The organism is Bacillus sp. 01N45 (assembly GCF_056399205.1).
On record NZ_JBFTQW010000001.1, the window covers coordinates 307,768 to 321,992 of the forward strand.

Here is a 14,225-nt window from a genome sequence, read left to right on the forward strand (position 1 = left end):
TATAGGTATTTCCTAGTAAACGGAAATGCTTACTTTCAATTAGGGAGGAATTTAAAATGGCAATTCAAACAAGTAACTTAGGTTATCCACGTATCGGACTACAACGAGAGTGGAAAAAGACATTGGAAGCTTTTTGGTCCAATAAAATCGATGAAGAACAATTTTTAACAAAGATGAAAACAATTCGCCTTCAACACGTAAAAGTACAGCAAGAAAAAGGGATTGAACTCATTCCAATTGGCGACTTTACATATTATGATCACGTTTTGGATACTGCTTATATGCTAGGATTTATCCCATCACGTTTTTCTGAGTTTACATCTTACCTTGATGTATATTTCGCAATGGCGCGTGGCTCTAAAGATCACGTAGCTTCTGAAATGACAAAATGGTTTAACACAAACTATCATTATATCGTTCCTGAATATGAAGAGGGATTACAAATCTCTTTAAAAGATAATCGTCCACTTCGCTTATACGAAGAGGCAAAACAAGAATTAGGAGTAGATGGAAAACCTGTTATTTTAGGACCATATACTTTCTTAAAATTAGCTAAAGGCTACACACAAGAGCAATTTGCTACGATTTTAAAACAGTTAGTTGCACCTTACGTACAACTGATTTCAGAACTACATGCAGCTGGTGCACAAGTCATTCAAGTTGATGAACCGATTTTTGCTTCTTTAACGAAAGAAGAAGTTCAACAAGCAAAAGAAATTTATGAAGCTATTCGTAAAGAAGTTCCAAATGCGAATCTTCTTTTACAAACATATTTTGATAGTGTAGAAGAAAACTATGAAGAAATTATTACATTCCCTGTATCCGGTATTGGATTAGATTTCGTTCATGGTAAAGAAGGTAATCTAAATGCTATTTCAAAATATGGATTCCCAGCTGATAAAACTTTAGCTGTCGGTTGTATAGATGGCCGTAACATTTGGAGAGCTGACCTTGATGAAGTTCTTACGTTATTTACAACGTTACAAAAACAAGTCCAAACGAAAGATTTCATCGTTCAGCCTTCTTGTAGCTTATTGCATACGCCAATTGATAAAACAGAAGAAACTCACTTATCAACTGAGCTATTCGATGCGTTAGCATTTGCAAATCAAAAATTAGAAGAGTTAGTTCTTATTCATTCCGCTCTTACTCAAGGTACAGAAAGCATYAGTAATGAGCTGGAAACATACCGAAATGTACATCATACAATTCGTTCATCTGCTGCACGTAACCGAGAAGATGTTAAAGCAGCACGAACAGCACTAAAAGAAGAAGATTTTTCACGTCCTCTTCCATTTGAAAAACGATACGAATTACAACAAGTTGCCCTGGAGTTACCGTTATTACCAACAACGACTATTGGTAGCTTCCCGCAAACAACTGAAGTTCGTCAAACTCGAAAAGAATGGCGTAACGGTGTTATTTCAAATGAACAATATGAACAATTTATTGAAAAAGAGACAGAAAAATGGATTCGTTACCAAGAAGAAATTGGTCTTGATGTTCTTGTACATGGTGAATTCGAAAGAACTGACATGGTCGAATATTTTGGTGAGCGCCTTGCTGGTTTCTCATTCACTAAAAACGGTTGGGTACAATCATACGGTTCTCGCTGCGTAAAACCACCTGTTATTTATGGCGATGTTGCCTTTATTAACGGAATGACTATTAAGGAAACAGTTTATGCACAAAGCTTAACAGAGAAAGTTGTAAAAGGAATGTTAACTGGACCTGTTACGATTTTAAATTGGTCCTTCGTTCGAAATGACATTCCAAGAAAAGAAGTTTCGTATCAAATTGCATTAGCTCTTCGTCACGAAATTGAACTACTTGAATCTTCCGGAATTCGAGTAATCCAAGTCGATGAGCCAGCACTTCGTGAAGGAATGCCACTAAAAGAAAAAGATTGGGATGCTTATATTACATGGGCAGTACAATCCTTCCTTTTAGCAACTTCTTCTGTAGCAAATGAAACACAAATTCATACGCATATGTGTTACAGTAACTTCGAAGATATTGTTGATGCGATTCGCGCATTAGATGCAGATGTGATTTCTATCGAAACATCAAGAAGTCACGGTGAATTTATTGACACATTAAAACATACAACATACGAAAAAGGCATCGGTCTAGGTGTATATGATATTCATAGCCCACGTGTACCGAGTAAAGATGAAATGTATAAAATCGTAGAACAATCTTTAGAAGTATGTGATCCTAAATATTTCTGGATTAATCCTGATTGTGGTTTAAAAACGAGAAGAACGGAAGAAGTTATCCCGGCTTTAGAACACATGGTGCAAGCAGCAAAAGATGCTCGTTCCCTGCTAAAAACAAACGCATAACAAAAATGGGTTATCCTTTTTGAGGATAACCCATTTTTTATTCTTTACTTTCAAAAAAGAATTCGTATTGTATTTTATATAATTCATCATCCGTTGGTTCTTCAAGAGGAGTTGCCTGTAATACAACCGTATACTCACCATTCGGAATAGGGATTTGGAATTTATTCGAAAGAATACTTGTTACAACGATACATTCATTTTTAACTGTAAAAGGAACTGTAACCGTTCTAATCACCTCTTCTTTCTCAATATGTTTCCCAGGGGTCACTTTTACTTCACAAGTATAATCAGAGAGTGCTTCAAAAATAACAGTTCCATCCACCTTCGCATAACCTCTTTCAAAATCTTCATCCGTCCAGTCTACGTAAGGCTGATCACCGTCATAGTTCATCAACATTAATTGCGAATAAGAAATTGTTAACTCCATCGTTCCCCTTCTCCTTCATTATGAAATATGCAACTACTACTTTACGTCAAATTTCACACGCGTACCATCTGGGTATTTATCTAACTTATTTCCTACCCAAGACCCTGCTCCGCGGTTATCTGCTGGACTTATATATTCAATATGTGCCCCTTTTCCGCCTTCTTTACACATCGCCATTGGCCATTCATCACGATCATACCCTTTTTTTGATGGGTATGGAGCTAACGATAATTTTCTTCTATCCGCAGCACCACCACGGTCGATTGTACAAACTTCTGAATGTCCTTCTTTTATAGCATCCGTAATATGTTTCCCTGTCTCTGGATATCGCTCTTTCGGAAATTCTAGAACTTGATCATATGCATTCGTTTTTTTGATACTTGTTTCCTCTGGAACAAGTACTTCATAAACCGCTACTACAATAGAAAGAATTGCAATAATTGAAATGATAATACCTTTTAATTGCTTCATGTATACCTCCATGCTTCTACCAGTTTCTTTTCCTCAGTTATTATAACAAACTTCTCCTGTATATGTTTTCAGACATTATTTTAGCTCTTCTTCGCCATTCCGCCAAAAACTCTCATTTTTCTTCATCTTTTCACTAATGCTGTAGAAAACTAATAACCTTCCGACATTCTTTTTTAAAGGAAGTCCTCATAAAAGATTGAAATGATATATACGATACTTTTTGGGGAGGAAATAACATGGAAGCTATCTATAAAACGAAAGATGTCACGAATAAAACAGGCATCCCAAAACATATAGTCCGTAAATATAGCCAACTGTTAGAGGAACATGGTTATATCATTTCAAAAACAGCTGATGCTCGTATTTATAAACTGGATGATTTAAAACTATTGAAATCTATACATGAAAGAGCTGCTAAACTGCAAGAAGATATTTCAGAAACGATACCTATTATTTTAAAAGAAAAAGAGGCCCCGCCTGTACCCGCTATACAAGATAAGCAAGAAATACAAACGAAAGAAAAAGAAGATGGGCGTAACTTTGAGGAGTTCATGTTAAAACTTGAAATGCTCGCTCAATTAAATGAAGCAATTATTCATCAAAATTCTACCCTTATTACCCAAAATCGTTTAAAAGATGAAAAGCTAGATGAATTGATGCAACAAGTTTATGTAAAAGAAGGCTCTCAAGAAAAAATGCTACAAGAGTTAGTAGATCATGCCGCTCAAACAGATGCCCTGCAAAAAGAAAAGATGGACTTATTAATGAATCATATGTATAAACGAGAATCCAAGCAAGAGGAAAAAATGAATAAACTCGTAAATCAAATTTATAATAAAGACAGCAATCGGGATGCACAACTTATGCAAGTGATTCGCGAAATTCAAGAAACAAAAAGATTAGTCGCAGCTTCGAAAGAACAAAGTTTTTTTCAATCATTTAGAAGTTTATTTAGCCGATCAAAACAAGAAAAAACATCTGAATAAAATAATATTTTTTTCCTATATAAAATAAAAAGTTACCTTCCATCGGTAACTTTTATTCCTTATTTCTTACAGCTGGCAATATAATAATCGCTTCAGTTCCTTTCCCACTTTCGCTTTTATATTCCAGCGTACCATTATGCGCTTGTAAAATACTAAATGTTACCATAAGTCCTAATCCTGTCCCTTTTTCTTTTAAAGAATAATACGGTTGTCCCAGTCTTACTAACTGTTCTTTCGTCATTCCAACACCACTATCTTTAACTCTTATTACTATCGTTTCATCTTTTTGCATAGCCGTTACTTTTAAATATCCTTTATTTCCTTGGATTGCTTCAATACCATTTTTAACAACATTCATAATAGCTTGCTTCAATTTCGTCTTATCACCGATCGTATAAAGACTTTCAGAAATCTCAACTTGCAAATATACACCTTGCATCGCTGCAAATGATGACATAAGAGTTGTCATTTCAATTAATTGAGCGGATAAGCAAATGTGTTCTTTTTTCTCAATTTGCGGCCTTGCTAAATTCAAATAATCTGAAATAATTTGTTCTGCCCGATCCAATTCGGCTAATACGAGACGCATATAATCCTTATTCTTCACATCTTCCGTACTTTCTAACAATTGAATAAAACCACGAACAACAGTGAGCGGATTTCGAACCTCATGTGCAACACTTGCTGCCAACTCACTTACAATATTAAGCTTTTCTGACTTTTGCATCTCTGTACGTAATATTGCATTTTCGTTTAAATATTCTGTTAAGTACACTTGAAATACCATAGTCATAACCATAATAAGCGAAGCAAATATATATCCGCTATATAAGTGTGAAATGTGTGGTGTAAACCCCGTTTCTAACAGAACGTTAATCATACCAATCACTAAAGAAACAAGTACGTACAATGATGAAATCATAAATGCTAAAATTAGCTTCTTATCCCTTGAAAATAGAGACCATTTCTTTGATAAAAATAATGGAACTATCAATAGAAATATTACTTCTATGACCGGAAGAAGGCTCATTCCCTTTAGCGCCCATTCATATGCAACAAAAATAACGGCCGGGATTAAACCAACAATCCCACCATATAAAAAACCACTAACAATCGGGATTGGGTGAAAATTATACCCACAAATGTCACCAAAACAAATAGAGTATGTCATGGAGAGAATGAGTGTAATGCTGGATAAAAACATAATAAAGTAGCGGTTCGGCTTCGGAGGCATTTCTTGATAACGATTTAAACGAATCGCTTCATATAAAAATAGTGGCAAAATAATGATGGCAATTTGGATCATTAAATCACGGATCAGCTCCATAGCCTCTCATCCCCTATATGTATTTTGATATGATTATATCATTTTACGGGTTTATTTGTTTTAAAATTTTGATTTTTCTTAACATATTTGTTAATTCTTTGTTAACAGCACATAATAATTGTTACAGATTTTCGAAATGAATGTAAACCCTGTACCAAATTTCTGCCTGACAGTATACAATGAATACGGATTACAAAGAAAATAAAAAATACTTCATGAGACGGACAACTATAGCAAAATACAGCATATAATCCATACTATCTATGTTTACAAATAAGTGATCATTATTTTAGTAGGAGGAAGATAAATATGGCGGGTACTACGCTTGTTTTAAAAGAAGAAAATTTGGTCGTTCTAGAAAATGTTGAAAAATCAGTATATGAAGAGTTACAGCATAAAACCGGAGAAGAAAATTGCACATGTGCTGTGAATGAATCAGTTGTTCACCTTGGCAAAGTATCCTCTGTACTTTGGAATGAAGATGAAATAGATTGGGAGTACGGATATTAAAAAGTCGCTTACAGCGGCTTTTTTTCTATTATCCCTCTCTTTCTACATAACATATACGCAAGCGAAATCATAGAAAATATGTTAAAATGAACTTAATTTTCAAACGGAAGAAAGGGAGATACAATGGAACAATTCATTAATCCTAGAGTGAAAGACATCCAAATTTCTGGAATCCGTCAATTCTCTAACATGATTCAAAACTATGATAATCTTATCTCTTTAACAATTGGACAACCCGATTTCCCTACGCCTTCTCTCGTAAAAGAAGCGGCAAAACGGGCTATTACAGAAAATTATACAAGCTATACACATAACGCTGGTTTACTAGAATTACGCAAGGCAGCTTGTAACTTTGTAAAAGATAACTACGATTTACAGTATTCACCTGAAAACGAAACCATCGTTACAATCGGTGCTAGTGAAGCAATTGATATTGCATTCCGAACGATTTTAGAGCCAGGAACAGAAGTTATTTTACCTGCCCCTATTTATCCAGGATACGAACCAATTATTCGATTATGCGGTGCTACACCTATTTTTATCGATGTTCGTGAAACTGGCTTCCGTTTAACAGCCGAAGCGCTAGAAAATGCTATTACAGAAAAAACAAGATGCGTCGTACTGCCATATCCTTCTAATCCAACTGGTGTAACTTTATCAAAAGAAGAATTACAGGGTATTGTAACTGTTTTAAAAGATAAAAATATTTTCGTCCTTTCTGATGAAATTTATAGCGAACTTGTATATGAACAAAAGCATACATCTATCGCTCATTTCCCAGAAATGCGTGAAAAGACTATCGTCATTAACGGTTTATCAAAATCTCATTCTATGACTGGCTGGCGTATCGGTCTATTATTCGCACCAAGCTATTTAGCAGGACATATACTAAAAGTTCATCAATACAACGTAACGTGTGCTACTTCAATCGCTCAATATGCTGCAATTGAAGCATTAACAGCTGCTAAAGATGCACCAAAAATGATGCGTCATCAATACAAGAAACGCCGCGATTATGTATATAATCGACTCATTCAAATAGGCTTAACAGTTGAAAAGCCAACAGGTGCATTTTACTTATTCCCATATGTTGGTCATTTAACATCTTCATCATTTGATTTTGCACTTGACCTTGTCAAAGAAGCTGGACTAGCTGTCGTTCCTGGAACTGCATTTTCTGAATATGGTGAAGGCTATCTTCGCTTGTCCTATGCGTATAGTATTGAAACTTTAAAAGAAGGCTGTGATCGATTAGAGGCCTTTCTACAACAAAAAGCTAAGAGTTAAACTCTCAGCTTTTTGTTGCATAATGATCGCAAGTTTGGCGCTTTAGTAATTTATGAGGAATAATAATACACTTTGCAGTAGACTCTGCATTCTCTACTTTATCCACTAAAGCTTTTGCTGCCTCATATCCTAGTTGATAAATATTCACATCAACTGTCGAAAGTGGCGGACTCGCAATTTCTGATAATAAAGCATTGTTAAAGCTTATAATGGAAACATCCTTTGGTACAACGAATCCTTTTTTAGAAAGAGCACTTAACACACCAAGTCCAATTAAATCATCCGTTGCCACAATTGCTGTCGGTGGTTGCTGTAGTCCCATTAACTCCTCAACGGCTTGTTGACCACTTTCCCTCGAAAAATCAAAATGTAAAATATACTCTTTTGGTAATACAATGTCCGCTAATTTTAAAGCATCACTCATACCAGCCAAACGATCTCTCGTTACAAGTAAATCTGATCCACCGCCGATGAACGCGATTTGTTTATGACCTAATGAAATCAAATATTCTGCTACTTCTCTTGCAGCTGTATAATTGTCATTATCTACATATGTAATTTCATCTTTTCGATCATACGGTTTCCCAATTAAAACAAACGGGAAATTTTGTTTATGCAAATATTGAATAATCCGATCATTCTCTCTTGAATATAAAAGAATAATGCCACCAATTTGGCGCCCCTGTACCATCTTTACAACACCATTAAAAATTTCATCTTCCGTCTCACCTGTCGACATATAAAGCGCATACCCTTCCACATGTGCAAATGAACTAATCCCTCTTATAACTTCTGGGAAAAACGGATTTTGAAAAGCTTTACTTGCAGAACTTGGCATAACAAGACCAAGTGTTTTTGTTGTTTGGTTAGCTAGGTTTCTTGCGTTTAAATTGGGATGATACCCTAGTTCACTCATTACTTTCCGAACACGACGCTTTGTTTTTTCACTTATACTTGGATTATCAGCAATTACACGAGAAACGGTAGATGGTGCTACATTCGCCTTCTTCGCCACATCTTTAATTGTAACTGTCATAAAAATCCCCCTCCTCTCACTTCTCTGCCATTTTGTTATATATTTTAATCTTGCACCCGTTGCAAGTAATAGGAGCAATCATAAACTTTCATTGATTCTATCTTGTAATACCTATCATATTCTCCCTCTCCATGTATTGTAAGGGATATAGCTCTTTTTTCCTATACTATAATATACTATTTATTTCACTTCTTTTCATATGTGATGTCAAATCTCTTTTCATCTCCCTATAAAGCTTTTTATAGGGAGATGAAAAGAAAAATGGGACATAATGTCCCATTTTTCATCCTTTCGTACCTCCAGCAGTTAAACCAGAGATAAAGTATTTTTGTAGTGATAGGAATAAAATTGAAATTGGGATTGCAATCAATACTGAACCCGCTGCGAACGTTGTGAATTCATTACCAAATTTCTTCGCTACCATTTCATATAACCCAACTGCTAACGTATAATTTTCTGGTGTGCGCAAAATAACACTCGCTAAAATGAAATCTGTAAATGGACCGATGAAAGTGAATAACGCCACAACCGCTACGATTGGCTTTGCAAGTGGCATAATGATTTGCCAAAAAATACGGAAATGTCCTGCCCCATCCATACGAGCTGACTCATCCAATTCTTTCGGAATCGTATCAAAATATCCTTTCATAAGCCATGTATTCATTGGAATTGCTCCGCCTACATAAATTAAAATTAATGCAAGGTGCGTATCGATTAACCCTGTTAACTGTGCTAATACGTATAGAGCGATTAGCGCCGCAAAGTTTGGAATCATTTGCAGAATTAAAAATGTTAATAAACCATTTTTTCTTCCAACAAAACGGTATCTTGAAAATGCATAAGCAGTAAAACTAATTGCTAACACTGAGAAAATCATCGTTATAACACTTACTTTTAATGTGTTTTTATACCATAGTAAATAATTACTATTCTCTAAATCTAATAACTTACGATAATGATCTAACGTTGCATTTTGCGGAATAATACTTGATCCAGATAAACTATCACCCGGATTAAACGATGAGCCAATAATCCATAATAATGGATAGAAAATGATGGCACACATTACGAAAATAACGAGATAACTTAATGAGAGACGTAACATCTTTTGTCTTTTAATATTCATTTACATCATATCCTCTTCTTGGAATGATTTTGTTCTCTTAAATTGCCATAACGCAACTGTAATAACGATTAACGATAAGATCATTGTAAGAGCTGCCGCTTTCCCGTACTGCGCCGAAGTCATCGTTAACTTATAAATCCATGAAATTAAAATATCTGTTCCACCTGCGTCTTGTCCAGCTACAGCAGGACCTCCGCCGTTAAATAGATAGATGATACTAAAGTTATTAAAGTTAAACGTATATTGCGTAATTAATATTGGTGCTGTTGCATATAGAACAAGTGGCAATGTAATTTTACGAAACTGTTGCCAAGCTGTAGCTCCATCTACTGTAGCAGCTTCATATAACTCCCCTGGAATCGATTGCAGTATACCTGTTGTCATTGCAAAGACGAACGGGAATCCAAGCCACGTTTGAATCATAATTAAAGCAATTTTTGCCCAAAATGGATCTGTCATCCAAGCAATCTTTTCGATTCCAAATAAAGCTAATACTTGATTGTTAATTGCTCCAAATGTCTCATTAAACATACCAGAGAAAACAAGAATAGATACGAATGCTGGAACCGCCCACGGTAAAATGAAGATTGTTCGAATAATTGCCTTCCCTTTAATACCAGGCTGATTTACGATAATCGCTAAGAAAATACCAAGCGCAACTTGTAATGTCGTTGCAACGAATGTCCAAATGACAGTCCAAGAAAATACGCTTAAAAATGTCTCTCTCCACATCGGTAATGTAAAGATATCAATAAAGTTTTTGAAGCCCACCCAATCTACTAATTTAGCTGGAGGAGAGTGGTATAAATCATAATTCGTAAATCCAATTAAAATTACGAAGATGATTGGAAATACAACTACAAAGATAAGTAATAGAAAACCTGGTGAAACCATTAAATATGGAAAACCTTGATCTAGTAAATTACGGTATTGCTCTTTTACAGAGTTTAAAGGTGTTCCTATATCACGTTTCTTCCCGTTTTGGTATGCATCATATAAATTAAATGCATATATTCCGAGTCCAAAAACGATGACGATGAGTGCCAAGATTCCTTCTACTAATAGAAAGACAGAATGATCACGTGGAACTTCTGTACCTAGCGTTACAATTCCCCATAATCCCATATTTAATAAATCAGCAAAGGCTACAATAAATGAACCTGTTAATACTAGAAAAATAAGCCCTTTTACAAATTGCTTATTATACATTTGGCCCACGCCTGGAATGATAGATAACATGGTTGCCATTTTCCTATGCTTTGAACCGTTTAAACCGTTTGCTGGTTCCATAGATGTTTGCATGTTCCTTCCCCCTTTTTTCTGGGAGAGAATTCATGCCCCTCATATGAGAGGCACGAATTTCACCTTATTTTTTCTTACTATGATTTGCCTCAATATTACCTTTAATTTGCTTCACTGCATTGTCAAGTGCTGCTTTTGGTGCCTCTTTTTCCGTAACAACTAATTGAAGCGCATCTCCAGCTGGTTTCCATACTTCTTGCATTTCTGGAATGTTCGGCATTGGAATTCCATTTTCAGATTGTGTTGCAACTGCTTTTGCAGCTTCATTATCTTTAATGATTGGATCTTCCATTACTGCTTTTACTGGAGGAATTTCTTTTGTTTTCTCAAATCGAATTTTTGCGTTCTCTTCATTTGTTACCCATTCAGTGAACTTTGTAGCTAAATCATTTTGTTTAGAGAAACTTGTTACATGCCACCCTTTAACCCCAACAAATGTTTTCATTGGTTGACCGTTTGGTAATTTCGGCATTGGAGCAACGCCATAATCAATTCCGTTCTTTTCCATTGCTTGGAACGCCCATGGACCATTCATGATAGATGCTGCTTTTCCTTCGTTAAATAGTCCATCAGCAGCAGGTCCACCCGATTCACCGATAATACCTTTCGGGAATAACTTTTCTTTGTACCATTTTTGAAGATATTCAGCACCTTGTACTGTCCCACTATTATTTAATCCAACATCACTTGCATTTGGCTTTCCATCTTTTTCACCAAACACATAACCACCCATACCTGCCATGAATGCATTAGCAAAGTAGAAGTTATCTCCTAGTGTTAAAAACCCATACTTGCCATCCTTCGTAAATTCTTTTGAGAAGTTAAACAGCTCGTCCATCGTTTCTGGTGCTTTTGGCATTAATTTTTTATTGTAAATAAAGACTGGTGTCTCAATTGCTTTTGGTAAACCATATAATTTCCCGTTATATGTCTGTGCTTCTATTGATGATTCAGTAAATCTACTCTTCACAGCATCATCAGCTTTCACTTCAGAAAGTAAACCTTCTGTTACTGCATTTCCAATTTGATCATGTGGCAATGTTACAACATCTGGTCCCGTCCCCGCTGGTCCATCAAGGCGTAACTTCTTCACTTGATCTGTCATTTGCATTTCAACGACTTTTACTTTTACTTTATATTTTTCCTCAAAACTTTTCACTGCTGGTTCTAAACCAACACCTTTTTTATCATCTTCCCAAACGAGAAGATCGTAATCTTTCTTCGCTTTACTTTCTTCTTTCTTCCCTGAATCTTTCGGTCCACATGCAGATAACATACCAATTGATAATGCTGAAACAGTTAATAATGATAATGCTTTCTTCATCCCAAAAACCTCCCTAAATTGTATATGTACCTTACTAATTGAAAACGTTTGCATTAAATGGTTTAATAGAAGCACAAACAATATCTCAATCTATGAAAACGTTTGCGCTATTTGTCTCTCATTATACATTCTTTTATTCATTTTGCAAATATTAATTTTAAAATATTATTACTACACTCCTTATACATTGACTTTATATGAAATGAATACTACTCTTATAAGCAATATTAAAGCTATGCAAAAAGCAATCGTTTGCAACATATACTTTATTATTATACTTAAGGGAACAATATGCATGGAGATATTAAAGGGGGATTTTCTATATGCTTAAAGAAGCTATTTATCATAGGCCAAAAGATAATTACGCATACGCTTATGATGAAAAAACGATTCATATCCGAATACGTACTAAAAGAGAAGATGTTCAAAGCGCCACTCTTATTTACGGTGATCCTTATGAATGGAAAGACGGGAAATGGATTACATCAAGCACACCGATGAAAAAAACTGGTTCTACTGCATTGTTTGATTATTGGTCCATTTCCATCGAGCCTAAATTTAAGCGCTTACGTTATGGATTCGAATTAAAAAATGATACAGAAACGCTTATTTATGCAGAGCGAGGATTTTTTTCCAGTATTCCAAATGATGACGTTGGTAACTTTTTCTGTTTGCCATTTATTCATGCAAATGATGTGTTTCAAGCACCTTCTTGGATTAAAGACACCGTTTGGTATCAAATTTTCCCAGAACGGTTCGCTAATGGAGATCGTGCACTAAATCCAGAAAACACTCTTCCTTGGGGAAGCGCTGAGCCAACTCCAACTAATTTTTTCGGCGGAGATTTTGCTGGTATTATTCAAAACCTCGATTACCTTGTTAAGCTTGGAATTTCGGGAATATACTTCACACCTATTTTCAAAGCACATTCAAACCATAAATATGACACAATTGACTACATGGAAATCGATCCGCAATTCGGGACGAAAGAAACGTTCAAAGAACTCGTTCAGGCATGTCATACACACGGTATAAAAGTAATGCTCGATGCCGTGTTTAATCATAGTGGATACTTTTTCGATAAATTCCAAGACGTACTAGAAAACGGTGAGAAGTCTGCTTATAAAGAGTGGTTCCATATTCATGAATTTCCAATTGTAACGGAGCCACTCCCGAATTATGATACTTTCGCGTTTACACCGTATATGCCTAAATTAAATACAGCACACCCAGATGTAAAAGAATACTTACTTGAAGTAGGGCGTTATTGGGTAAGAGAATTCAATATAGACGGTTGGCGCCTTGATGTAGCAAATGAAGTAGACCACAGCTTTTGGAGAGAATTCCGAAGTGAGATAAAGGCATTAAATCCTGAAGTATATATTTTAGGAGAAATTTGGCACGATGCACTTCCATGGCTACAAGGAGATCAATTTGATGCTGTAATGAGCTACCCTGTTACAAACGCTCTACTGTCTTACTTTGCTAATGATTCCATTAAAGCAAATGAATTTATGAAACAAATTACAGAATCTCTACATTCCTACTCTATGAATGTAAATGAAGCAGCGTTTCATTTATTAGACAGTCATGATACACCAAGAATATTGACAACATGTAACGGAGATAAAAATAAGTTACAGTTACTTTATGTATTCCATCTTTCCTTCATCGGCTCTCCTTGTATTTATTATGGAGACGAAATTGGTATGGACGGTGGTATGGACCCAGATTGTCGCAAATGTATGGTTTGGGATACGAAAGAACAAGATCATCTATTATTTACACATATACAAACATTAATTTCATTACGAAAGCAATATAAAGCATTTGGAGGACATGGTACTTTCCAATTCATCGAAGCAAATGATGAACATAATTATATTTCTTATACGAAAACATATGAAGATGAAACTATCTTTTTCGTTTTAAATCCGACTAATAGTGATGTTACAGCTTCACTCCCTCTCCATGTTACTGGAAAGAAAATTATTAACATTTATACAAACGAAGAATTTTCAGCGGAAGCAAGTGTATTACAAGTTACACTTCCTCCATACGGATTCTCAATCTTAAAATGGTAA

At 35.4% G+C, this 14,225-nt stretch carries 12 protein-coding genes; 5 read left to right on the forward strand and 7 right to left on the reverse strand.

Annotated elements, in window-relative coordinates:
- Positions 1-56: 56 nt before the first annotated feature.
- Entirely contained in the window at positions 57-2,345 is a 2,289-nt protein-coding gene (gene metE, locus AC1DMU_RS01505; protein ID WP_088064326.1) for a 5-methyltetrahydropteroyltriglutamate--homocysteine S-methyltransferase, read from the forward strand.
- 37 nt (positions 2,346-2,382) lie between these two features.
- Here the strand turns inward: metE and comJ are convergent, their stop codons facing one another.
- Both comJ and nucA read right to left on the reverse strand, forming a co-directional pair.
- Complete coding sequence (comJ, locus tag AC1DMU_RS01510) at positions 2,383-2,772, reverse strand: competence protein ComJ (protein ID WP_048546163.1); 390 nt, start codon at positions 2,770-2,772, stop codon at positions 2,383-2,385.
- Positions 2,773-2,808: 36 nt separating this feature from the next.
- A complete protein-coding gene (gene nucA, locus AC1DMU_RS01515) occupies positions 2,809-3,243 on the reverse strand; it encodes a DNA-entry nuclease (RefSeq protein ID WP_000811502.1) in 435 nt (144 codons plus the stop codon).
- 236 nt (positions 3,244-3,479) lie between these two features.
- Here nucA and AC1DMU_RS01520 point away from each other — a divergent pair, with 236 nt between their 5' ends.
- Positions 3,480-4,229 carry a DUF3967 domain-containing protein gene (locus AC1DMU_RS01520; RefSeq protein ID WP_000387495.1) on the forward strand — a complete coding sequence of 250 codons (750 nt, stop codon included), beginning with the start codon at positions 3,480-3,482 and terminating at the stop codon, positions 4,227-4,229.
- Positions 4,230-4,281: 52 nt separating this feature from the next.
- On the opposite strand, the gene kinB is transcribed toward AC1DMU_RS01520, so the two are convergent.
- Positions 4,282-5,556: a sporulation sensor histidine kinase KinB gene (gene kinB, locus AC1DMU_RS01525; RefSeq protein ID WP_000420378.1), complete on the reverse strand. Its 1,275-nt coding sequence runs from the start codon at positions 5,554-5,556 to the stop codon at positions 4,282-4,284.
- Between the two features lie 309 nt (positions 5,557-5,865).
- On the opposite strand from kinB, the gene AC1DMU_RS01530 reads away from it, so the two are divergent.
- Together AC1DMU_RS01530 and AC1DMU_RS01535 are read left to right on the forward strand one after the other, a co-directional pair.
- The gene (locus AC1DMU_RS01530) at positions 5,866-6,066 is read left to right on the forward strand and encodes a hypothetical protein (RefSeq protein ID WP_000929285.1); all 201 of its coding nucleotides are present in this window, start codon (positions 5,866-5,868) and stop codon (positions 6,064-6,066) included.
- Positions 6,067-6,189: 123 nt separating this feature from the next.
- Positions 6,190-7,353, forward strand: coding sequence for an aminotransferase A (locus tag AC1DMU_RS01535; protein ID WP_088064327.1), 1,164 nt, complete (start codon positions 6,190-6,192; stop codon positions 7,351-7,353).
- 4 nt (positions 7,354-7,357) lie between these two features.
- Here AC1DMU_RS01535 and malR read toward each other — a convergent pair whose 3' ends face one another.
- The 4 genes from malR to AC1DMU_RS01555 form a co-directional block, all read right to left on the reverse strand.
- Entirely contained in the window at positions 7,358-8,389 is a 1,032-nt protein-coding gene (gene malR / locus AC1DMU_RS01540; protein WP_048546170.1) for a maltose operon transcriptional repressor MalR, read from the reverse strand.
- 283 nt (positions 8,390-8,672) lie between these two features.
- Positions 8,673-9,515 carry a maltosaccharide ABC transporter permease MalD gene (malD, locus tag AC1DMU_RS01545; RefSeq protein ID WP_001022607.1) on the reverse strand — a complete coding sequence of 281 codons (843 nt, stop codon included), beginning with the start codon at positions 9,513-9,515 and terminating at the stop codon, positions 8,673-8,675.
- Positions 9,516-10,817 (reverse strand): maltosaccharide ABC transporter permease MalC, encoded by a 1,302-nt coding sequence (malC, locus tag AC1DMU_RS01550; RefSeq protein ID WP_001194989.1) that lies wholly within the window; start codon positions 10,815-10,817, stop codon positions 9,516-9,518.
- A gap of 64 nt (positions 10,818-10,881) precedes the next feature.
- Complete coding sequence (locus AC1DMU_RS01555) at positions 10,882-12,141, reverse strand: extracellular solute-binding protein (RefSeq protein WP_476941456.1); 1,260 nt, start codon at positions 12,139-12,141, stop codon at positions 10,882-10,884.
- A gap of 323 nt (positions 12,142-12,464) precedes the next feature.
- Between AC1DMU_RS01555 and AC1DMU_RS01560 the strand changes: the two genes are divergently transcribed.
- Positions 12,465-14,225 carry an alpha-glycosidase gene (locus AC1DMU_RS01560; protein ID WP_088064328.1) on the forward strand — a complete coding sequence of 587 codons (1,761 nt, stop codon included), beginning with the start codon at positions 12,465-12,467 and terminating at the stop codon, positions 14,223-14,225.